At 67.4% G+C, this 21292-nt stretch carries 19 protein-coding genes; 8 read left to right on the plus strand and 11 right to left on the minus strand.

Annotated elements, in window-relative coordinates:
- The first annotated feature begins 61 nt into the window (after positions 1 to 61).
- Positions 62 to 754 (plus strand): GNAT family N-acetyltransferase, encoded by a 693-nt coding sequence (locus tag KTR40_RS15395; RefSeq protein WP_139030326.1) that lies wholly within the window; start codon positions 62 to 64, stop codon positions 752 to 754.
- Positions 755 to 816: 62 nt separating this feature from the next.
- Positions 817 to 3192 carry a DEAD/DEAH box helicase gene (locus KTR40_RS15400; RefSeq protein WP_228404295.1) on the plus strand — a complete coding sequence of 792 codons (2376 nt, stop codon included), beginning with the start codon at positions 817 to 819 and terminating at the stop codon, positions 3190 to 3192.
- Positions 3193 to 3222: 30 nt separating this feature from the next.
- Here the strand turns inward: KTR40_RS15400 and KTR40_RS15405 are convergent, their stop codons facing one another.
- From KTR40_RS15405 to ssd, 7 genes are all read right to left on the minus strand, one after another.
- On the minus strand, positions 3223 to 3585 hold the full coding sequence (locus KTR40_RS15405; protein ID WP_228404296.1) for an Rv3654c family TadE-like protein: 363 nt from the start codon (positions 3583 to 3585) through the stop codon (positions 3223 to 3225).
- Positions 3586 to 3674: 89 nt separating this feature from the next.
- Positions 3675 to 3998 (minus strand): TadE family type IV pilus minor pilin, encoded by a 324-nt coding sequence (locus tag KTR40_RS15410; protein ID WP_228404297.1) that lies wholly within the window; start codon positions 3996 to 3998, stop codon positions 3675 to 3677.
- 119 nt (positions 3999 to 4117) lie between these two features.
- A complete protein-coding gene (locus tag KTR40_RS15415) occupies positions 4118 to 4462 on the minus strand; it encodes a DUF4244 domain-containing protein (protein WP_228404298.1) in 345 nt (114 codons plus the stop codon).
- A 165-nt stretch (positions 4463 to 4627) separates the two neighbouring features.
- Positions 4628 to 5236, minus strand: coding sequence for a type II secretion system F family protein (locus KTR40_RS15420; protein ID WP_139030330.1), 609 nt, complete (start codon positions 5234 to 5236; stop codon positions 4628 to 4630).
- Positions 5233 to 6060 carry a hypothetical protein gene (locus tag KTR40_RS15425; RefSeq protein ID WP_228404299.1) on the minus strand — a complete coding sequence of 276 codons (828 nt, stop codon included), beginning with the start codon at positions 6058 to 6060 and terminating at the stop codon, positions 5233 to 5235. Before KTR40_RS15425 ends, KTR40_RS15420 begins: the two co-directional genes overlap by 4 nt.
- A complete protein-coding gene (locus KTR40_RS15430; RefSeq protein ID WP_228406163.1) occupies positions 6057 to 7253 on the minus strand; it encodes a TadA family conjugal transfer-associated ATPase in 1197 nt (398 codons plus the stop codon). Before KTR40_RS15430 ends, KTR40_RS15425 begins: the two co-directional genes overlap by 4 nt.
- Before the next feature lie 125 nt (positions 7254 to 7378).
- The gene (ssd, locus tag KTR40_RS15435; RefSeq protein ID WP_228406165.1) at positions 7379 to 8443 is read right to left on the minus strand and encodes a septum site-determining protein Ssd; all 1065 of its coding nucleotides are present in this window, start codon (positions 8441 to 8443) and stop codon (positions 7379 to 7381) included.
- Positions 8444 to 8710: 267 nt separating this feature from the next.
- On the opposite strand from ssd, the gene KTR40_RS15440 reads away from it, so the two are divergent.
- Both KTR40_RS15440 and KTR40_RS15445 read left to right on the plus strand, forming a co-directional pair.
- The gene (locus KTR40_RS15440; protein ID WP_228404300.1) at positions 8711 to 10429 is read left to right on the plus strand and encodes a bifunctional 3'-5' exonuclease/DNA polymerase; all 1719 of its coding nucleotides are present in this window, start codon (positions 8711 to 8713) and stop codon (positions 10427 to 10429) included.
- Between the two features lie 170 nt (positions 10430 to 10599).
- The gene (locus KTR40_RS15445) at positions 10600 to 10797 is read left to right on the plus strand and encodes a DUF1508 domain-containing protein (RefSeq protein ID WP_139030333.1); all 198 of its coding nucleotides are present in this window, start codon (positions 10600 to 10602) and stop codon (positions 10795 to 10797) included.
- On the opposite strand, the gene KTR40_RS15450 is transcribed toward KTR40_RS15445, so the two are convergent.
- The 3 genes from KTR40_RS15450 to KTR40_RS15460 form a co-directional block, all read right to left on the minus strand.
- Positions 10794 to 11471 (minus strand): CoA pyrophosphatase, encoded by a 678-nt coding sequence (locus tag KTR40_RS15450; RefSeq protein WP_228404301.1) that lies wholly within the window; start codon positions 11469 to 11471, stop codon positions 10794 to 10796. The genes KTR40_RS15445 and KTR40_RS15450 overlap by 4 nt on opposite strands.
- A complete protein-coding gene (gene nth / locus KTR40_RS15455; protein ID WP_228406167.1) occupies positions 11468 to 12262 on the minus strand; it encodes an endonuclease III in 795 nt (264 codons plus the stop codon). The genes KTR40_RS15450 and nth overlap by 4 nt, the downstream gene beginning before the upstream one ends.
- Positions 12263 to 12330: 68 nt before the next feature.
- Positions 12331 to 13674 (minus strand): hypothetical protein, encoded by a 1344-nt coding sequence (locus KTR40_RS15460; protein ID WP_228404302.1) that lies wholly within the window; start codon positions 13672 to 13674, stop codon positions 12331 to 12333.
- Positions 13675 to 14085: 411 nt separating this feature from the next.
- Between KTR40_RS15460 and acs the strand changes: the two genes are divergently transcribed.
- Both acs and KTR40_RS15470 read left to right on the plus strand, forming a co-directional pair.
- The gene (gene acs, locus KTR40_RS15465; RefSeq protein ID WP_228404303.1) at positions 14086 to 16110 is read left to right on the plus strand and encodes an acetate--CoA ligase; all 2025 of its coding nucleotides are present in this window, start codon (positions 14086 to 14088) and stop codon (positions 16108 to 16110) included.
- A gap of 102 nt (positions 16111 to 16212) precedes the next feature.
- A complete protein-coding gene (locus KTR40_RS15470; RefSeq protein WP_139030337.1) occupies positions 16213 to 16998 on the plus strand; it encodes a DeoR/GlpR family DNA-binding transcription regulator in 786 nt (261 codons plus the stop codon).
- Between the two features lie 7 nt (positions 16999 to 17005).
- Here KTR40_RS15470 and KTR40_RS15475 read toward each other — a convergent pair whose 3' ends face one another.
- Entirely contained in the window at positions 17006 to 18022 is a 1017-nt protein-coding gene (locus tag KTR40_RS15475; protein WP_139030338.1) for a LacI family DNA-binding transcriptional regulator, read from the minus strand.
- Positions 18023 to 18231: 209 nt separating this feature from the next.
- On the opposite strand from KTR40_RS15475, the gene KTR40_RS15480 reads away from it, so the two are divergent.
- Positions 18232 to 20298 carry a beta-galactosidase gene (locus tag KTR40_RS15480; RefSeq protein WP_228404304.1) on the plus strand — a complete coding sequence of 689 codons (2067 nt, stop codon included), beginning with the start codon at positions 18232 to 18234 and terminating at the stop codon, positions 20296 to 20298.
- Positions 20285 to 21220, plus strand: a complete 936-nt coding sequence (locus tag KTR40_RS15485) for a carbohydrate ABC transporter permease (RefSeq protein WP_228404305.1) — start codon at positions 20285 to 20287, stop codon at positions 21218 to 21220. Before KTR40_RS15480 ends, KTR40_RS15485 begins: the two co-directional genes overlap by 14 nt.
- The last annotated feature ends 72 nt before the right edge of the window (positions 21221 to 21292 follow it).

The following is a 21292-nucleotide window of genomic DNA, read 5'->3' on the forward strand; positions in this document are numbered from 1 at the left end:
GATTGCATAAGCTCTGTGCCACCCCCTGTTGCTTAAGATCGGGCTGGAATAGTCTCATCCCATGACCCCGGAAACCATGGTTGAAGACATCACTGGCCTTCTTGAGGTGTGGGTGGCAGGCTGGGCCGGTTGCCGCGGCTACAGGACATCCACCGAGGGGCGCTTTCCCGCTGTGCTTCGGGCTGACACCAGCGGCGAGTGGGAATTCTTCGCGTCCGAGCCCACGGACGATGAGTTCGCGGCCCTGGCTGCCAGGACAGCGGAAGTCCCGGCCAGGGTCCTCACCATCCTCACCAATGACACAGCCCGCTATTCCGCCCTCGCCGCAAGGCACGGGCTCAATGTCACCTCCGACTCGCAGGCGATGATGATCGTGGACATGGAGACCCAGGACGCCGAGGATCCCTGGCTCTCCGACGACGAACTGACCTGGACCACGTCCGCGCAGAACGGGGTCCACTACGCAGAGGTCCGTTCCGGCGACACCCTGGCCGCCAGCGGACGGGTTTTTGTGGTGGGCGACACCGCAGTGTTCGACAAGATCATCACGGAACCGGCTTTCCAGCGCCGGGGCCTGGGCAGCTTCATCATGCGGGCCCTGGCAGCCAAGGCCTTCGAGCACGACGTGCAGGAAGGGCTTCTGCTGGCCTCCGCGGACGGCCAAAAGCTCTATTCGCACCTCGGCTGGACCACCGTGTCCCGGGTCCTCATGCTGTCCGCTTCCCACGACGGCTCCGACCTCTCCCTGAGCTGAGCCTGTTTACCCCTGTGGCGAACCGGGGCCTTCAAGACCCTGCCGGGTGAAACAATGTTGGGGTGAACCCCCATGACTCCCTGATTCCTTTGCTGGGCCGCGGCCCGGATCCGGAGCAGCTGCGTCATGTCCGCACTATTCCGGCCCGCGAGGCCGAGCATGAGCCCTGGCCTGCGTGGGTGCATCCGGACCTGGTTGCGGCGTACGGGTCCCTGGGCATCCAGGAGCCCTACCGGCACCAGGTTGAAGCAGCCGGCATTGCCCACGCCGGCGAACACGTTGTGGTGGCCACCGGAACCGCGTCGGGAAAGTCGCTCGCCTATCAGCTCCCGGCCCTGGATGCCATCCACCGTTCCGAACTCCGGGTGCTGGCCGAGCCCGGGAAGATCCACGACGACGGCGCCGTGACGCTCTACCTGTCCCCCACCAAGGCCCTCGCCGCGGACCAGCTCAATGCCATCAGGGCCTTGCAGCTGCCCACCGTGCGGGCGGAAACGTACGACGGCGACACCGATCCCGCGTCGCGCCGCTGGATCAGGGACCACGCCAATTTCATCCTTGCCAACCCGGACATGCTGCACTTCGGGATCCTTCCCAACCACGCCTGGTGGGCCGGATTCTTCCGCCGCCTGCGCTACGTGATCATTGACGAGGCCCACAGCTACCGGGGTGTCTTCGGTTCCCACGTGGCCAACCTGATGCGACGGCTGCGCCGGATCTGCGCGTACTACGGTGCGGGCACGAACTATCCGGAGCCGGTCTTCATCGCGGCCTCTGCCACCGCCTCTGACCCCGAAATCTCCTTCGCCCGGCTGATCGGGGCTCCGGTGAAGGCCGTCTCCAAGGACGGCTCGCCGCACGGTGCCACTACGGTGGCGTTCTGGGAACCCGCCCTGACCGAAGTGCGGGGCGAGAACGGTGCCAAGGAGCGGCGGACGGCGGTGGCTGAAACCGCAGACCTGCTGGCGAACCTGGTGTCGGCCCAAGTGCGCACCATAGCTTTTATCAAATCCCGGCGAGGGGCGGAGACGATCTCCTCCATCACCAAACGCCTCCTGGACGAGGTGGATCCCAGCCTGCCGGAGCGGGTGGCTGCCTACCGTTCCGGGTACCTTCCCGAAGAACGGCGGGCGGTGGAGAAGGCGCTCCGCTCGGGGCGGCTCCTGGGCGTTTCGAGCACTTCCGCTTTGGAACTGGGGATCGACATCTCCGGCCTGGATGCGGTCCTGGTGGCGGGCTGGCCCGGCACCCGCGCGTCCCTGTTCCAGCAGATCGGACGGGCGGGCAGGGCAGGACAGGACGCCATCGCCGCCTTTGTCGCCAGCGATGATCCCCTGGACACCTTCCTGGTGAACCATCCCGAAGCGATTTTCGATGTGTCCGTGGAGGCAACTGTCTTCGACCCCTCGAACCCCTATGTGCTGGGCCCGCACCTGTGCGCCGCGGCGGCGGAACTTCCACTGGGTCCTGCCGAGCTCGGTCTCTTCGGCGGCACGGCGGAGTCCCTCCTGGACCGGCTGGTAACCCAGGGGTACCTGCGCCGGAGGCCCGCGGGCTGGTTCTGGACACACTCCCAAAGCGCGGCGGCCATGGTGAACCTGCGGGCCGACGGCGGCGGGCCGGTGAGCATCGTGGATGCCGAGACCGGGTCCCTCCTCGGAACCATGGATTCCCCCCAGACCCACTACCAGGCCCACACCGGTGCGGTTTACATCCACCAGGGTGACAGCTATGTGGTGGAGGACCTGAATGAAGATGACCACTGCGTGATGGTGCGCCGCGCCAATCCCGACTACTACACCACCGCCCGGGACGTCACGCAGATCGAGGTGCTGGAGACGCAGCGCACGGTGCAATGGGGCGACGTTTCCGTGCACTTCGGTGATGTCAAGGTCACTACGCAAGTGGTCTCCTTCCAGCGCAAGGCCCTGATCTCCAATGAGATCCTTGGCGAGGAACCGCTGGAACTGGGTGCCCGCGATCTCTTTACCAAGGCCGTCTGGTTCGTGGTGGACAACCGCTCCCTCACCGGGGCGGGGCTGATCGAGGCGCAGTTTCCCGGCGCTTTGCATGCCGCGGAGCACGCGGCCATTGGCCTGTTGCCCTTGGTAGCGTCCAGCGACCGGTGGGACATCGGCGGCGTGTCCACGGCCCTGCACGCGGACACCGGGGTGCCCACCATTTTTGTGTATGACGGGCATCCCGGCGGCGCGGGCTTCGCGGAACGGGGTTTCGACAAGGCGAAGGTGTGGCTCACGGCCACCCGGGACGCCATCAAGGCCTGCGAGTGCGATTCCGGATGCCCGTCCTGCGTCCAGTCACCGAAATGCGGGAACAAGAACAACCCGCTGGACAAGGCCGCCGCGGTGTCCCTCCTCGACGTCCTGCTCAAAGACGCCACCGAGGCCAGCTCCCTGAGGATGGAAGCCCAGCGCTGATGGGGCATGCTCAGGGCAAGTAACCGAGGCTCAGGGCGGCGGACCCGCACGCGAACGCCCGGTTGCTGTCCCGAACACGGTCCGCTCCACCAGTTCCGTCCTGACCTCGACCGTCTGCCCTGCACCCTCGGCGCAGCCAAGGACCGTGGCCCCATGCCGGGCGGCAACCTGGGACGCAACGGTGCAGGGTTCCCCGTCAGTAACGCCCCGGAGGGCATCGGCCGCCGCAAGCGCCGCGAGGTCGGCAGCGGACGCGGCCCTGCTTGCCAGGACGGCCGACTGTGCCAGCAGCAGCATCAGCGCCATGGCCATCATCACCACCAGGGCGAGGCCGGACGCCAAAACTGTCCCGGAACCGCGCTCCCGGCCTCCGGCCTGGGCCCGCCGATGCAAGCCTGAATCCTCCAGCCCCGCCCGACGCGAGTAGAGCAACACCCGGTAGGAGCGGCGACCAGGTGCCCACCCCGACGGCGCAGCACGCATCATCCGGCCGTCTCGGTGCGGGTGGAGGCCCTGGCAGTGAGCAACCAGGGGATGGACGATCCCAGGGGGCCGCCCACGCGGCCGCTGACGGTGACGTTGAGCCACTCCCCGTCGGCCGATACCGCCGCCGACGCGGACCCGCCCGTCAGGGTATGGACGATTTTTTCCACAGTGGCTGAATCATCACCGCGGGCCAGGGCCCGGGCACCGGCGCGTGCTCCCTCCTCCAGCCGCAACTGGGTGACCCCGGCGGAGGCACCTGAGAGCAGCATGGCCAACAGCAGCAGGACCGCAGGCAGCGTGACGGCGAACTCGGCCGTCACGGCGCCGCGCGACTCCTCCCGTCCGGGACCGAACGGGAACCTGCGTGATCTTTGGGGCTGCCGGCGGCCCGGCGCGGTGGCGCACGGACCAACAGGCGGGAGTACGGCCGGCGCGACGGTCATGGCAGGGCCAGCGCCGTGCGGATCAGGGTCAGCAGGAAGCCGCGGACCTCCTCGCTGCGGAGGATGAAGACCAGCAGCCCCGCAAAGCCCACGGCAGCGAGAGTGGCTATGGCGTATTCGGCCGTTGCCGTTCCCGCCTCCGATCCCAGGAGCCGCGTACCCCGATTGGGGCTGGATGGAACCTTCAGGCCCGGGTACAGTTCCACCAGGTTGGCTGGCAGGGAACTGTTTCCAGCCGCGCCCGGGCGGTGGATGCTGGTTCGGTGCTCCCGTGCGGCAGAACGGCCAGCGGCGAGCGCGGCGGACCCGTCGGCGTAGTGGCGGCGGTAATGAGTGGACATGTAGTTTTTCCTTCCGTTGAGCCGGTGGTGTTGCCGGCTGCCTCGACTCTTCCCGGCCTTGCCGGAAGCGGTAAGTGCCGCGGACTCCTAAGTGGAAAAGCCGGTGGTTCGGTGGTGTGGATCCCCGCTGTGGAGGAGAAGAGCCAAGAAAAGGCAAAAGCTGCCTTAGCCCGAAGGCACCAGCGCAAGCAGCACCGGGACTACGCCCAGGCAGATGAAGGCCGGCAGGGAACACAGGCCCAGCGGAACCACCAGCTTCACGCCGAGCGACGCGGCGCGTTTTTCTGCCGCCCGGAACCGCTCGCGGCGGAGCCGGGCAGCTTGGGCGTAAAGGATCGCCGACGACGGCGCACCGGTCAGGGCCGCGAACCCCAGCGCATCCCGCAGTTCCAGGACCTCCGGCAGGCGGACGGCGCTGCTGCGCCAGGCGGTTTCCCAGTCGGCCCCGATCGCCAGGGCCGCCACCACCGGCCTGAGCGCATCGCCGTACCTGGCGGAAGCGGAGGCTGACACCAGGTCCAGTGCACGGCCGATGCCCGATCCAGCATCCAGCATGGCGGCCACGAGTTCCAGCATCATGGCGGTATCCCTCAGGCCCTCCGGCGCCCCGCGCGGCAGCGGTCCTCCGGAGCCGGCCGGCGCGTCCCTCATCGAGGGGTTGCCGGACACCGAACGGAGCCTCTTTCCCGGGCTGCCCCTCCCGGCACACACCAGGGCGGCCGCCGCGGCCAGCATAAGGAAGAGGGCGAGTGCCGAAGGGGCAGGCCAGGTCATGCCAGTCCCGCCCCTGCTGCCGCGGCCACCAGCCTGGCGGACCACAGCCTTCCGGCGACTGTCAGGGCAATTCCGGCGGCGAACGCTGCGAGTCCCCATGGCGTTCCCAGCAGCATGGCCAGCGGATCCACGCCCAACGCCATTCCCAGGCCCAACCCCAGCAACGGCAGCCAGGTAAGGAGGCTGACCGTGGCTTTGGGTCCTGCCAGGGCGGTCTGCCGGGCGGCGTCGGCGTCGTCCTCCACGTCGAGCTGCGCGGCGAACCGGGCGAGCACGTCCGCAAGCGGGCAGCCGCTTGCTTCCGCAATGTCAAAGCAGGCCGCAAGTTCCGACCAAATGCGGGATTCCCGGTCCCGGCGGGGAAAGGCGGAGGGCAGCGACCGGCGGATGGCGTCCGAGACCGGAGTACCGCCGGAGGCCGCAGCGCGTGCCGAGCCGAGCATGGCACTGGAGCCCGCTGAGAGGCCGGCCGCGTGGGAACCGGAGGAGCCGTACACCAACCAGATCTCCTCCCAGAGCCGGGCCGGCGTCCGCCCGCCTTTCAGCAGGGCAGCCAGCTGCTGCACCACGACGGTCATGGGTGCTGCGGACTGCTTGTTTCCCTTCCCCGCGCTGCGCCCGGGCGGTAGAAAGAAGCCTGCCCGGACGGCAGTCCGTGCCGGTGCCGGACCGGGGCTTCCTGCACCGCCGGTATTCCCTGCACGGCCGCCGCTCCGTGCACGGCCGGTATTCCCTGCACGGCGCAGCCTGGCAGCAGCGCCACGCGGCGGCTTGACCAGCAGCACCGCGGCAAGCACCAAGACCATAACAAGAAGGAGGATCATTCGACCTCTCCCCGGCCCAGTCCCAGGCGTTCCGCCAGGACCGGCCACGCCGGGCCTTTGCCTGCCGGGCCTTCACCACTTTCCAGGGCAGGCAGAACCGTCAGGCCGTCCGGCCCGCCTCCCACCACACCCACGCACGCTACTTCCCGGCACCGGGGCGTCCGTTCAACGTGGATCACCACGTCCAGCGCGCTTGCCGCCTGGAGCCGTACGCCGTCGGGGCTCAGTCCCGCCAGCGCGCCGAGGGCTGTGAGCCTGGCCGGAACAGCGGTGGCGGTATTGGCGTGGATGGTCCCGCCCCCTCCGGTGTGGCCGGTGTTCATGGCCGTCAGCAGCTCCCGCACTTCGGCGCCCCGGCATTCACCAACCACCAGCCGGTCCGGACGCATCCGCAAGGCCTGCCGGACAAGATCCCCCAGGTCCACTTCGCCGCCACCCTCCAGGTTTCCGTGGCGGGATTCCAGCGAAACGACGTGCGGGTGGACAGGGTTCAGTTCGGACGCGTCCTCGATCAGGACCAACCGCTCTGAGGGAGAGCACAGCCCCAGCAGGGTGGAAAGCAGGGTGGTCTTGCCGGACCCGGTGGCACCGCTGATCAGGAAGCTCAACCTGCGCTCCACCACCCGTTCCAGGACATGCTGCAGTCCGGAACTGAACATCCCGCCCGCCCGGAGCTCATCCATGGTGAACACCCGTTCCCGCCGGATCCTGATGCTCAGCAGCGTTCCCGCCGTAGAGACCGGCGGCAGCACGGCGTGGACCCGGTAACCGCCGGCCAGCCGCACATCAACGCAGGGCGAGCCGTCATCCAGTCTCCTGCCGCCGGCGGCCACCAGCCGGCAGGCCAAGGCCCGCAGCTGGGCTTCATGGTCGAAGGCCAGCGGCACGCGCTCTATCCCGCGACCCCTGTCAACCCAGACAGAGTCCGGGGCGTTCACGAAGATGTCCGTCACTGCGGGGTCGCGGGTGAGGCTTTGGAGAGGGCCCAGCCCGTTCAGCTCGGCGCTGATCCGTTCCACGGCGGCGAGGGATCCCGCGGTGCCCAGCAGTTTGCCGGTGGCCTGCACCGCAGCCGCCACCCGGGAAGGTGTCACGGCTGCCGCGTCAGCCATCATGGACTCGCGCACCGATTCGAGTAGGCCCACGTCCACTCCCTCACGGGTGTCTGCCGCAGGGATGGCTCCCGGCCGGATGCCTGCCTCACGGATCCCCCCACGGCGGTCGCGCCGCCGCCACTCGCCCGATCCATAACCCGATCCGGACCCCGATCCGGGACCGGAACCGGAACCAGAACCAGAACCAGAACCAGGCTGCTGCCTCACTCGAGGTCCCCGGCGGGCAGGTCGTCTCCCAGCAGATCCAGCACGGAGGCGGCGAAGTGCCTGACGCTCCGCCGTTTGCCCAGCTCAAGGAGGCGGCCCGACTCCATGGCGGCCGGGACACCCCGCAGCTCAGGCACGCGCCCCTGGACGGGAAGGCCGATGGCTTCGGCAATGAGGGCAGCATCCAGTGCCGCCCCGTGCTTGCCACGGACAAGGAGGGAAGCCTCCACCGGCGGAAATTCCTGGAGCAGCCGCACCGCTGCGACAGCAGCCTTCAGCTGCGCCGGAACCACCATGGTGATGCGGTCGCAGTCCCAGGCGAACGTGTTGATCGGCTCCGCTCCCCGGCCGATGTCCACCACTACCAGCTCATAGCCGCGGCGGGCGGCATCAAGGACTCCGGCGGTGGTGGCTGCGGCGACGGGCACCGGCTGCTCACGGCTGGCGGGCCAGGACAGGAACGAGAACCCTCCTGCAACAGGCAGGGAGTCCGCGAGTTGGACGGGATCGATGCTGCCCCTGGCTTCGGAAAGGTCGGGCCAGCGCAGGCCGGGGTCTTCTTCGGCGGCGAGGGCGAGCTCCAGCCCGCCGCCCCAGGGGTCACCGTCCACCAGGAGCACCCGGGCCCCCAGCCCGGCCGCGGCCTGGGCAATCCAGATGGCTGCGGTCGTGGCACCGGCGCCGCCGCAGCCGCCGGTCACGCCGAGGATGAGGCCGCCCGGGCCGGGCGAACGGGACCTGCTGAGATGGTCAGCAAGCCAGGCTGCAGCGTCCGGCAGCACAGCCACGCGTTCGGCTCCAAGGACCGCGGCAAGGTGCCACAGACTGTCCCCTTCACCATCAAGGCCCACCAGGACTGCGGGTCCACGGCGCCGGGGAGGCAGTTCGCGGACGTCGCTTCCCACCAGGACTGCTGCCGCCCCGTCCCAGTACCTGCCTGCCTCGGCGGCGTCGGCAGCAGTGCGCAGCTGTGCTCCCGCCGCTGCAACGATCCGCTCCACCTCCGAACGGAGGACAGCGGACGAGGTCACCAGCAACACCTCATCGCCGCTGTCCGGCAGCCAGGCATCCCGGGCTTCTCCCGCGGCGTTCACCGGCAGCGCTGGGCGTGTGGGCGGACCATCCCCTCCCGCAAGGCTGAAGGCAGCGGGAGGGGAAGGTTCAGGGTGGGACGGAATCAGCTGATGCCTGCTCATGGACCCACTCTCCACCGCCGAAAGATGGCCGGTAAGGGCTGCGGCGCCCTATGTGGAAAAGCAGGCCGCGCCACCCGCCCAAAGCGCTGGCTCCAAAGCCTGCGTCCCCGAAAACAAGGCAGAATGGGGACCATGTACCTGCTGCTCGCCGCCCACCCCCATGGCGCCGCCCTGCAGGAACTCTCCCAGGCGGGAGACCCCCTGCCGTCCACCCCGGAGCCAAGGCTTATCAGCACAGGCGACCTTGCCGCCGTCGTGCATGACCTGGAACACAGGAGGCCGAACGGGCAGCCGCCCCGCTGGATCTGGCACCGCACCCAGGATTGGTACCCTGCCCTGCTGGCGGCCGGCGTCGAGCTGGAGAGGTGCCATGACCTCAGCCTGTGCGCCAACATCCTGGCCTTTTCCCGCTTCACCGCCCACACGGACTATGCCCGGAACGCGGACAGGGTGGTTGTTGAGGACCCGCTCCTGCCTCCCAAAGCGCTGCAGCCCCCGCCTCCCCCGGCAGACCAGGGCGCCCTGTTCGAGGATCCCGTCACCGGCCCCGTCGCCGGCCGTACCCCCGAAGAGCTGCGAGCCGAATACGCTGCCCAGCAGACGGCACTGGCCTCGGTCAGCCAGGCGGAGAACCTGAGGAACCGGCTCCAGCTCCTCCTCGCGGCAGAATCCGCCGGTGCCATGATCGCCGCCGAAATGCAGCATGCCGGTGTGCCGTGGCGGGAAGACCTGCACGAGCAGATCCTCGCCGGGCACCTTGGCCCACGCCCGGCCGTGGGCCAACGCCCGGCGAAACTTGAGGCGCTGAACCAGGAGCTGCGCGGACTCCTGAACTCGCCCACCCTCAACCCCGATTCCCCTCAGGACCTGATGCGGGCACTGCACCGCAATGGGATCGAGGTTAAGAGCACCCGCAAATGGGAGCTGCGGGAATCCAGCCATCCCGCCATCGAGCCGCTGCTGGCGTACAAGCAGTTGTCGCGCCTGCACACGGCCAACGGCTGGTCCTGGCTCGACGCCTGGGTAGCCGGTGGCAGGTTCCGGCCCGAATACGTGGTGGGCGGCGTAGTGTCCGGCCGCTGGGCCTCCCGCGGCGGCGGTGCGCTCCAGATTCCGCGCCAGATCCGCGGCGCTGTCCATGCCGATCCGGGCTACAAGCTGATCGTCGCGGATGCCTCACAGCTGGAACCGCGCGTCCTGGCGGCCCTGGCCCGGGACTCCTCCATGGCCGAGGCTGCCCGCGACCAGGACCTCTACGCGGGCATCGCCGCCAAGGGATTCGGCGGGGACCGGGCAAAGGCGAAGATGGCACTGCTGGGCGCGATGTACGGCGCAACCTCCGGCGAGGCCGGCCGCCTGATGCCGCAGCTGGCGAAGACGTATCCGCGGGCCGTGGACTTTGTGGAGCAGGCCGCGCGTGCGGGCGAGTCCGGCGGGACGGTGACCACAAGGCTGGGCCGGAGCAGCCCCCCGCCGTCCGAGCGGTGGTTCCAGAGCCAGCGCTCGGCCACCGCCGAGGAGCAGCGCCAGGCCGAGTCGATCGCCCGCTCCCGGGGACGCTTCACCCGCAACTTTGTTGTCCAGGGCTCCGCCGCGGACTGGGCGGCGTGCTGGCTGGCGGAATTACGACGCCGGCTGCGCACCCTCCGGAAGGACCGTCGCCTTAACGCTGAGCTTGTCTTCTTCCTGCATGACGAGGTGATGGTCCACGCCCCTGTGGAGGCGGTGGACGCGTGCATGGAGGCCATCGAGGACGCAGCCCGCGCCGCGAAGGAGCTGCTGTTCGGCCGCATCCCCGTTGAGTTCCCGGTCAGCGTTGCAGTGGTTGATTCCTACGACCATGCGAAATAGCCGCCCCTGCCCAGCGGTTGGGGCGTTCCGCGCCGCATCCTGACCTTCAAAGTAACCTACCCGGCGGTAGCTCGACCGGCCCCCGCGACCGGCGTTACTGTTCATAACGGCGACTGAAGCAGATCGGTCACAAGCTGATGCAACGACGCATACAGGGGAGGTCCCGGCACATGGCGGGCAGGTTTGAGATACATCGAGTAGGTGACGAGTCGTACCGGCTGCGGCTGACTGACGCGGAGGGCAACACCGTAGCCGTCTCACCGAACTTCAAGTCCATCAGCACACTGCTTGAGGGCGTCAAGGCGGTCCGGGAGAACGCCGCCACCGCCATCGTGGTGGACCTCCGCCAGCAGCAGGCCTGCAGCTAGGCACCCATGGGATGGAGCCTGCTCCGGTCCCACGGAACAGCCCAGCCGAGCTGTTCAAAAAGCCCGTTCAGGACGATCCCGGTAAACCCCCAGACCACCACCCCGTTCACGGTGAAAGCCGGGCTGTCGAAGCTGCGCCCGGCGCGGTGGACTGTTGCCATCACGCGGTTGTCCGGATCCAGCAGGTCCCGGACGGGGATCCTGAACACCTGCGCTGACTCTGCGTAATCGACCACCCTGACGGGCGACGGCGAACGCCACCAGGCCAGGACCGGGGTCACCAGGAAGTTGCTGTGGGCAAGGCCCAGTTCCTGGAGCGATCCCAGGACTTCCACACCGTCCGCATCAAGCCCCGTTTCCTCTTCGGCTTCGCGCAATGCCGCCTGGACCGGCGTTTCCCTGGCGTCAATGGAGCCGCCGGGGAACGCCACCTGCCCGGGATGGGACCCCAGGGTATGGGCGCGTTCCAGCAGGAGGACGTCCAGATCGGCCGGCGCCAGCGGCTTGCGGGACGCGGCGGGGACGTCGTCAAGTGCCCCGAAGAGCATCAGGACCGCCGCCCTCCGCGCCCGTGACTTGTCCACTGTCAGGGCGGCCCAGAGGGGATCCGGCGCAGCATCGGCACCGGATTCCGCCCTCTGCACCAGTTTGAGCAGGTCCTCGCGTGCGCTCACGGTGCCCGCTTCTGGGATTCCATCCGGATTTCGGCGGCGCGGTGGGTCTCGGCCAACAGCTGCTCCAGCAATGCCTCACTGCCGGGAGCGAGCTCGTACTTCAGCAGCTTCGCCGCCTTCGCGGGATCCGTCTCGCCCAGCCCGTAGCTGGGGCACCACGTGGCCACAGGGCAGGCCCCGCACGCCGGCTTCCGGGCGTGGCACACCCGCCGACCGTGGAAGATCACCCGGTGGGACAGCATGGTCCAGTCCTTCCGGTCGAACAGCTCGGCCACATCGTGTTCGATCTGCACGGGGTCGTCGGACTGCGTCCAGCCGAAGCGGTTGGCAAGCCGTGCGAAGTGGGTGTCCACCGAGATTCCGGGGATGCCGAAGCCGTTCCCCAGCACCACGTTTGCCGTTTTTCGGCCCACGCCAGGCAGGGTGACCAGGTCCTCCAGCCGCCCCGGCACCACCCCGTTGTATTCGTCCACCAGGCGGGTGCAGAGCGCAATGACGTTCCTGGACTTGGCCCGGAAGAACCCCGTGGGCTTCAGGATCGCCTCAAGGTCCGCAGGATCCGCCTCCGCCATGGCACGCGCATCCGGGTAGCGCCCGAACAGCACCCGCGTGACCTGGTTGACGGTGACGTCCGTGGTCTGGGCGGAAAGGACAGTGGCCACGAGCAGTTCGAACGGGTTGCGGAAATCAAGCTCCGCGTGGGCGTACGGGTACTTCTCGGCCAACGCCCTGTTAATCCGCCGTGCCCGCCGCTTCAGCGCCAGCACCGACTCGGAAGAGACCACTGGCATCCCGGCGGCCTGGCGTGCGGTTGCGTTGACGCTGCCGGCCTTCGCCGTTCCGGGCCCGGCCATGGGCGTCAGCCGCGCTCGATGTTGCTGAGGTCCCGCAGGACGCCAAGGCGCCCGTCCGTGTGCTGCACCAGGAACTCGTGGCCGCGGTCCTCGAGGGCCAGCACCCAGCCGCCCGGTTCAATCACGAACGCCGGAGCGCCGGTTTGGGGGTCATAGGCAGTACGGTGCTGTGCGACGGCAAACCAGAAGGCCTCGTGGATGGGCTGTTCTTCCGATTCATCGGGACGGCTGGCCGGATCGACCGTGGCCCCGATGGGCTGCTCGATCCGGACCTGCGGGTGCACTGCGGTGGCGTCGTGAACCGGAGCAGGCGCAGCGGAGCTTCCGCCGCCGGCAGCCGGAATTTCGCCCCGCTGGGTTTCCTCGGCGGCAGGGGCGGAAGAAGGACGCACGACGTCGGCGGGCTGGGTTGCCGGGCCCGGGTCGCCTGAGGGAGTCCACTCGGAGACCTCGGGGGCAGTGGAAACGGGCGAAGCTGCGGTAGGGACGGCCGCCGTGGCGGGGGCATGGACTGCAGTGGGCTGCGCGGCGGCACCCGACGGGCGTGCTGACGCTGGCTGCGCGGGTGACCCGTGAGTTTCGGGAGATCCGTGCTGTTCCGGTGAACCGGCTTTGCCGGTTGTACCCGGCCGGACAGCTGACGAACCTGCACCAGCACCGCTGAAGAGCCCGCCGCCCGAGAACACCTTCGCGCCCAGTTTCGACTCTTTCGGCCCGGCTGCGGACTCGTCCTTCGGCTTCTTGGGTGCGCGGGGCTTCTGGACGGGAACAACCGCGTCACGGGCAACCACGTGCGCCGGCACTTCGGCCCGACCCTGGAAGTCGCCGGAAACATACGGCAGGAAGCGTCCCAGCACCGTGACGGCGAACAGGACCAGCGAGCCGATCAGGCCCACCAGGAGGCTCGGCACGTAGGCCCCGGCCACAGAGATAAAGAAGAACGCCACGGCAAAGGAGGCAACCACTGACGCGAACTGGTCAATGGACAGGGAACCGATCCGGAGCTTCGTGGCCGGGGCCAGCCTGCGGGCGGCAAAGAGTGCGCTCACGATCAGGGGCAGGACGATGCCCAGCCCCAGGAAGAAAAGGTTGTTGAGGTTCCACAGGTTGTACCGTGCGCCAAAGATCGGCAGCAGGGAGGCGACGAAAAGGATGAGGGTGCCGGAAAACACAGCCAGGTCCCGGATGGTGAACGGACCCAGCACTGCCTCATTGGCGTTTGGAGCCTTGCCTGCCGTGGAGGCCGCGCCCGCGGTGGCCTGGGACCCTGGCCCACCGGCGGTTCCGGCGCCGTGGCCGGAACCTGCCGTGTCGGGGCCGGTCTTCTGGCCGAAGCCTTGCTGGTTCATTCTGCTCTCCTTAGCGTGGCGGCACCGGGGCCTGTATGGTCCCGAAATCGTGCCGTCTTAACAGCGGTTCCGGCGTTGCCAGGCCCTTGCGGTGCCCGGCAACAGCGGCCCAAAGTGAAGTCACAATTCCATCTCAGCCTAGTCAAGAGCCCAGCTGATCACTAGCTGGCCGCCACCCGCGGTGGGCCGGAGGGGGCGCCCCGCAAACCATTCACCGCTTAATAAATGCCGTTCACGGGCTCACGTGTGACACCGCACACATCAGCGGCAGGGCAAGCATTAGGCTTGGTTCCGGAACAGCTCTTTGCGGAATGTCCGCGACCAGCCGGTGCCCGACGTCGTGCAGGCGGCGGAGCCCGGACGGCCGGCGGACATCCCGCCCAGCAAAGATCGATGAATGATGAGGTTCACATGTCCCAGGACACTTCAAGCGCCGTTGCCACCCCTGCCGCAGCTGCAGGGCAGCAGGTGCCCCACGGGAGCGAAGAGCAGGGCGACGCCTTCGAAAACCTGCTGCATGAGACCCGCGCCTTTCCGCCTACGCCGGAGTTTGCCGCGAACGCCGTCGCGACCGCCGCGGAGTATGACGAGGCCGGCGCCGACCGTCCCGCCTTTTGGGCGAAGAAGGCGCGCGAGCTGCTGACCTGGAGCAAGGACTTTGACCAGGCGCTGGACTGGTCCAACCCGCCGTTCGCCAAGTGGTTTGTGGGCGGGGAGGTCAACGCCGCCTACAACGCGCTGGACCGGCACGTTGAGAACGGACTGGGCGACCGGGTGGCCATCTACTTCGAGGGCGAACCCGGAGACACCAGCACCTACACCTACGCGCAGCTCACCGAAGAGGTGAAAAAGGCAGCCAACGCCTTCGAGTCCCTCGGCGTGGGCAAGGGCGACCGGGTGGCCGTCTACCTGCCCATGATCCCCGAAGCCGTCATCACCCTGCTGGCCTGCGCGCGCATCGGCGCCGTGCACTCCGTGGTCTTCGGCGGCTTCTCCGCGGACGCCCTCCGCTCCCGCATCGACGACGCCGAGGCCAAGCTCGTGGTCACCGCGGACGGCACCTACCGCCGCGGCAAGCCCAGCGCGTTGAAGCCTGCGGTGGATGAGGCCCTCGCAAAGGACGGCCACACCGTCCAGAACGTGGTGGTGGTCAAGCGCAACGGCCAGGACGTGGACTGGCACGAGGGCCGGGACCACTGGTGGGCGGACACGGTGGGGGCCGCCTCCAACCAGCACACCGCCGTCGGGCATGACTCCGAGCACCCGCTGTTCATCCTGTACACCTCCGGCACCACCGGGAAGCCTAAGGGCATCCTCCACACCACCGGCGGGTACCTCACCCAGACGGCCTACACGCACAAGGCAGTCTTCGACCTGCACCCGGAGACGGACGTGTACTGGTGCACGGCCGACGTCGGCTGGGTCACAGGCCACTCCTACGTCGCCTACGCACCACTCATCAACGGTGCCACCCAGGTCATGTACGAGGGCACCCCTGATTCTCCGCACCAGGGTCGCTGGTGGGAGATCGTCGAGAAGTACAAGGTCTCCATTCTCTACACCGCCCCCACTGCGATCCGCACGTTCATGAAGTGGGGCCGGGAGATCCCGGACAAGTACGATCTCTCCTCCCTGCGCGTCCTCGGCTCCGTTGGGGAACCCATCAACCCCGAAGCCTGGATGTGGTACCGGAAGGTCATCGGTGGGGACAAGGCCCCCATTGTTGACACCTGGTGGCAGACCGAAACCGGCGCGCAGATGATTGCTCCCCTCCCCGGCGTTACTGCCACCAAACCGGGCTCCGCGCAGGTGCCGCTGCCCGGGATCGCAGTGGACGTCGTCGATGAACTGGGCGAATCCGTACCCAACGGCCACGGCGGCTTCCTGGTCATCCGCGAACCCTGGCCGGCCATGCTCCGCGGCATCTGGGGCGACCCGGAACGGTTCAAGGACACCTACTGGTCCCGCTTCGAGACGATGTACTTCGCCGGGGACGGCGCCAAGAAGGACGAGGACGGCGACATCTGGCTCCTGGGCCGCGTGGACGACGTCATGAACGTCTCCGGGCACCGGCTCTCCACCACGGAGATCGAGTCCGCACTGGTGTCCCACCCCGCCGTGGCTGAGGCCGCCGTCGTGGGCGCTGCGGACGAGACCACCGGCCAGGCCGTCGTCGCGTTCGTCATCCTCCGCGGCGACGCCGTTGACTCCGGCGACGCCATTGTCCAGGAACTCCGGAACCACGTGGGCAAGGAAATCGGGCCCATCGCCAAGCCGAAGGCCATCCTGGTGGTCCCGGAACTGCCCAAGACGCGCTCGGGGAAGATCATGCGCCGCCTGCTCAAGGACGTCGCCGAAGGCCGCGACCCGGGCGACGCCACCACCCTCTCGGACCCCACCATCATGCAGCAGATCGCGGCGTCCCTCAGGAAATAGGTAGAGCATCAACGCACGACGGCGGCGCCTGGCTTCACAGCCTGGCGTCGCCGTCGTCGTATGCTGGGACCAGCCCCACCGCCTAGTGAAGGATCTCCTACGATGCTCGCCGTCGCCCGCCACCAGGCTATTTTGGACGCTCTCCAGCGGGAGCGGGTTGTCCGGGTGTCGGACCTTGCCCAGCAGCTGGGTGTGTCCCTGATGACGGTCCGCCGCGACATTGAGGTCCTGGAGGAGGGCGGCCGGCTGGAGCGGATCCACGGCGGCGCCAAAATTCCCGGCGACACCAGCACCCACGAGCCCGGATTCGACCTCAAGTCCACGCAGCTGACCGCGGAGAAGCGTGCCATTGCCGTGGAGGCGGCAACGCTGGTCCAGGAAGGCATGGCGGTGGGGCTCAGCGCGGGAACCACCACCTGGGCCCTGGCCAACGAACTGGTCAACGGACCACAGATCACGGTTGTCACCAACTCGGTACGCATTGCGGACCTGTTCCATCATGCGGCCACGGCAGGCTCCGCCCGGTACAGCTCCACCGTGATCCTGATAGGCGGCGAGCGCACGCCGTCGGACGCCCTGGTGGGCCCCATTGCCACCGCTGCGCTGAAGCAGCTGCACCTGGACGTACTGTTCCTGGGCGTGCACGGGATGGACGCCGACGCCGGCTTTACCACCCCCAACCTGCTGGAGGCCGAGACCGACCGGGCTTTCGTGGCGGCGGCACGCAAAACCGTGGTGCTGGCGGACCATACCAAGTGGGGGTTGCTGGGCATCAGTTCCATCGCCTCGCTGGACGAGGTGGACGAGGTCATCAGCGATCCGGGGTTGGGCCCCGACGCGCAGCGGCTGATCGGCGAGCACACAAAGCTTCGGGTGGCTCCCGCCTAGCCCTGGCTCAGGCGGATTCGCGCCACATGATCACAGTTTCCAGCACCCGCGGCGGGCTAGGCTGTCCGCTCAGCTGTGCCAGGACAAGTTCGGCGGCCGCGCTTCCCAGAAGGTCCGCCGGCTGTCGCACGGTGGAGAGCTGCGGCCTGCACCGCAGCGCCCAGCTGCTGTCGTCGAAGCCCACAATGCCCACGTCTTCAGGCACGCGGCGGCCCGCTTCCTGAAGCGCCGTCATCGCACCGGCAGCCACCGCATCCGATGCAGCAAATACTCCGTCGATGGCCGGATCGCGGCGCAGCAGCTCCTGCATCCCCTCCAGTCCCGCGGCGTAGGTGTACAGCGGGTATTCCACAAGCATCCGCCGGTCGAAACGCCCGCCCATTGCCGCCCGGAAGCCGGCAAGGCGGTCCCGGCCCGAATCCCGGTCCAAGGCGCTGGCAATCATGCCCACCCTCTGCCGCCCGGTTTCCAACAGCCTGTGTGTGATGCTGCGCGCTGCCGCCACATTGTCGATGGCCGCGTACGGCAGGTCCGGGTTTCCGTCAGGATGCCCCACAAAGGCGGCGGGCAGCCCGATGTCGGCGACGGCTGCCGCGATGGGGTCCGAGGCGCGGGCCGAGATGATGACCGCGCCGTCAACGAGGCCGCCGCGCAGGTAATCCGCCACCCTGCGGCTGTCCCGGTCTGAATCGATAATGAGCGAAACCAGCTGATAGTCCGCTTTGGAAAGAACTTCGTTGGCCCCGAGCAGGATCGAGCCGATATTCGGGTCCTCGAAGAGCAGGGAATGGGGCTCGTGGATGATCAGGCCTATCGCCCGCGACTCCTGCTTGACCAGGTTCCGGGCGGCGCTGTTGCGGACGTAGCCTACGCGGGCAATCGCCTCCTCCACGGCCTGCCTGGCCTCGTCGGAGACGTACTTCTCGCCGTTGACCACCCTGGAAACGGTTCCGCGGGAGAGCCCGGCCGCGTCCGCCACATCGTTGATGGTGGCGCGGCGGGCACGGGTGCGGGTCAGGGACATATCTGTACTGTAGCGGAGCTGATGCCACCGGCATCTTTCCAACACCGTTGACAGCCCTGCAGTGTGGCCGATACTCTGTGAACGTTCCCAGATTGCGCGCGTCACAGTCTGCGTGCGCTTCTGGGAACGTTCACAGAAAGTCTGACAACAGCGTCCAATCCGCGGGACTCCCCGGGCTTGCGCGTCTGCTGCACGTCAAAGGAGCAGGGTTGAGTCCCACTACAACGCCGGTTAGGGCACTGTCCGGCAACGGAAAGCTTGTCTACGGCTGCGACTACAACCCGGAACAGTGGGACAGCGCCATCTGGCAGGAGGACGTCCGGCTCATGAAGCAGGCCGGGGTAAACCTGGTAGCCGTCAATATCTTCGGCTGGGCGGAACTGGAACCTTCTTCCCCAGGGGAATACTCGTTCGAACGCCTGGACGAGGTCCTGGAGCTCCTCCAAGCAAACAACATCGGGGTCAACCTGGGAACGGGCACCTCGTCCACACCCGCCTGGCTCACTACCCTGCACCCGGAGATCCTGCCCCAGTCGGCGTCCGGGACCCGCGCCTGGCCGGGCGGGCGCCAGGCCTGGTGCCCCAGTTCGCCGCGGTACAGGGAACACGCACTCAGGCTCGTAGGCGAGATCGTCCGCCGCTACGGCTCCCACCCTGCCGTCCGCTTGTGGCATGTCTCCAACGAGCTTGGCTGCCATAACGCGCTCTGCTATTGCGACGTGTCCGCGGCGGCCTTCCGTGTCTGGCTCAAGGCACGGTACGGCACCCTGGAAGCGCTCAACAGGGCGTGGGGCACCACCTTCTGGTCCCAGCGCTACTCGGGCTGGGAGCAGATCCTTCCCCCAAGGACCACCGTCTCCACGAACAACCCCACGCAGGTTCTCGACTTCCATCGCTTCAGCTCCGATGAACTGCTCGGGTACTACCTGGCGGAAGCTGAAGTCCTCCGGCAGCACAGCAGCGTTCCGGTCACCACCAACTTCATGGTCACAGCCCATATCCGCAACCTGGATTACTGGTCCTGGGCACCGCAGATGGATGTCATCGCCAATGACCACTACCTGGACCACCGGCTTGATGCTCCCGGCACAGAACTCGCCTTTGCTGCCGATGCGACCCGCGGACTCGCCCAGGGCCGGCCTTGGCTGCTGATGGAGCATTCCACGTCGGCAGTGAACTGGCAGCCCCGCAATATCGCCAAGGAACCCGGTGAGATGCTTCGCAACTCGCTGGCCCACCTGGCGCGGGGAGCGGATGGGCTCTGCTTCTTCCAGTGGCGTGCATCCGTCCAGGGCAGTGAAAAATTCCATTCGGCGATGCTGCCCCACGCAGGAACAGACTCCCGGATCTGGCGCGAAGTCCTGGAACTTGGCGGCATCCTCGGAAAACTTGCCGAGGTAGCCGGAACTTCGGTGAAGGCAGAGGCCGCCCTGGTCTTCAGCTGGGAGGCTTGGTGGGCCTACGACCAGGAGTCACACCCCTCCTCGGATGTGCGGTACCTCGACCAGGTTCACGCCATGTACAAGGCACTCTGGGACGCGGGTATCACGGTGGACGTCGTGGCCCCGGGCGCCGACCTGGCCGGCTACAAGCTGGCCGTCGTCCCCGGCCTTTATCTCGTCCGGGAAAGTGAGTCCGCAGTCCTGGCCGATTACGTCAGGAAGGGGGGCACCGCCGTCGTAACGTATTTCAGCGGCATCGTGGACGAGAACGAGACAGTGTTCACCGGAGGTTACCCGGGCGCGTTCCGGGACCTGCTGGGTATCCGTTCCGAGGAGTTCTACCCCCTGCCACCCGGAAAGACCCTGGCCCTGGACAACGGTTCAGTTGCCTCACTCTGGAGTGAGGCAACCCGCCTCGAAGGAGCCGAGGCGATGGTGTCCTTCACCGAAGGGCACCTCGCCGGCACCGCCGCCGTCACTCGCAACCGCCATGGCGCCGGCAATGCCTGGTACATCGGCACGGTCCTTGACCCTTCCTCGCTGCGCGACGTCGTAACCAGGGCGGCAGGTGAGGCGGGGATCGCCATCCTTGCCTCGCCTGCAGGCCTGGAAGTCGTCGTCCGCTCCGGTGGAGACAACAGCTATGTCTTCCTTATCAACCACTCCGAAGAGGACCACAAGTACACCGCCCACGGCCATGAACTGATTGTGGGCGAGGACGTGTCCCACGCCGTCGTTGTTCCCGCGGGCGCCGTCCGCGTCGTCCGAACGTCCAATGCTGTACCCCAAACCGCTGGCCTCAGTGCCGGCCAAAAGGATGATGAAAGTGACTAGACAAAGCACCGCTCCGGCATCGGCCCTGGGGGCGCCGAAGACCCGGAAACCCAAAACCAGCGGCGCCCAGCGGCGTGCGGTCTTCCTGTTCGTTGCGCCGTTCGGCGTCCTTTTTCTTGCTTTTTATGCCGTGCCCATCATTTTTGCGGTGGTGCAGTCCCTGCTGACGGTGGAGCGTAAGGGCACGTTCGGCCGGCCGCAACAGGTCTTTGGGGGGTTTGTGCAGTACCAACAGGTTTTCCAGAACAGCGAATTCTGGGAATCGGTGGGGCGGGTGCTCTTGTTTGGAGTAGTCCAGGTGCCCATCATGCTTGGCCTTGCCCTCCTCTTCGCCCTGCTGCTCGATTCACCTCTTCTCAAGGGCAAGAAATTCTTCCGGCTCGCGTTCTTCGCCCCCTATGCGGTTCCCGGCGTCATCGCCGCCATCATGTGGGGATTCCTGTACTCCCCCTCGCTCTCCCCCTTCGACGCCATCACCTCGCAGGTGAATTTCCTGTCGGCAGAGCTGGTGCTGTGGGCGGTCGCGAACATCGTGACCTGGGTCTACGTGGGCTACAACATGCTGATCATTTACTCGTCCCTGCTGGCCATCCCCACGGAGATCTATGAGGCGGCCCGCCTGGACGGTGCCAGCAACCTCCAGATCGCCTGGCGGATCAAAATCCCGCTGGTGGTCCCGGCCATCATCCTCACCGGAGTGTTCTCCATCATCGGCACGCTCCAACTGCTCGCCGAGCCCCAGACGCTGCGCAGCTTCAGCTCGGCCATCAGCAGCACCTTCACACCAAACCTCGCTGTGTACACAACAGCATCGGTCCCGAACTACAACCTGGCCGCGGCATTCTCGGTGGTACTGGCGCTGGCAACATTCGTTCTTTCCTTCGTCTTCCTCAAGGCAACCCAGCGGAAGGTTTCCCAGTGAGTACAGCAACGGCCAGGGCAGCAGAAAACACGTCCGCACCCCATGCGGCGAATGCCCGCGGGCCCCGTCACA

It is taken from the genome of Pseudarthrobacter sp. L1SW (assembly GCF_020809045.1).
In the GTDB taxonomy this organism is placed as follows: Bacteria; Actinomycetota; Actinomycetes; order Actinomycetales; family Micrococcaceae; genus Arthrobacter.

Coding starts and splice junctions, on each gene's coding strand:
- KTR40_RS15395 (WP_139030326.1), top strand. CDS start 62: ATGACCCCGGAAACCATGGTTGAAGACATCACTGGCCTTCTTGAGGTG.
- KTR40_RS15415 (WP_228404298.1), bottom strand. CDS start 4,462: ATGTCCACTCATTACCGCCGCCACTACGCCGACGGGTCCGCCGCGCTC.
- KTR40_RS15420 (WP_139030330.1), bottom strand. CDS start 5,236: ATGACCTGGCCTGCCCCTTCGGCACTCGCCCTCTTCCTTATGCTGGCC.
- KTR40_RS15425 (WP_228404299.1), bottom strand. CDS start 6,060: ATGATCCTCCTTCTTGTTATGGTCTTGGTGCTTGCCGCGGTGCTGCTG.
- KTR40_RS15440 (WP_228404300.1), top strand. CDS start 8,711: ATGTACCTGCTGCTCGCCGCCCACCCCCATGGCGCCGCCCTGCAGGAA.
- KTR40_RS15445 (WP_139030333.1), top strand. CDS start 10,600: ATGGCGGGCAGGTTTGAGATACATCGAGTAGGTGACGAGTCGTACCGG.
- nth (WP_228406167.1), bottom strand. CDS start 12,262: ATGCCAGTGGTCTCTTCCGAGTCGGTGCTGGCGCTGAAGCGGCGGGCA.
- KTR40_RS15460 (WP_228404302.1), bottom strand. CDS start 13,674: ATGAACCAGCAAGGCTTCGGCCAGAAGACCGGCCCCGACACGGCAGGT.
- acs (WP_228404303.1), top strand. CDS start 14,086: ATGTCCCAGGACACTTCAAGCGCCGTTGCCACCCCTGCCGCAGCTGCA.
- KTR40_RS15470 (WP_139030337.1), top strand. CDS start 16,213: ATGCTCGCCGTCGCCCGCCACCAGGCTATTTTGGACGCTCTCCAGCGG.
- KTR40_RS15475 (WP_139030338.1), bottom strand. CDS start 18,022: ATGTCCCTGACCCGCACCCGTGCCCGCCGCGCCACCATCAACGATGTG.
- KTR40_RS15485 (WP_228404305.1), top strand. CDS start 20,285: ATGAAAGTGACTAGACAAAGCACCGCTCCGGCATCGGCCCTGGGGGCG.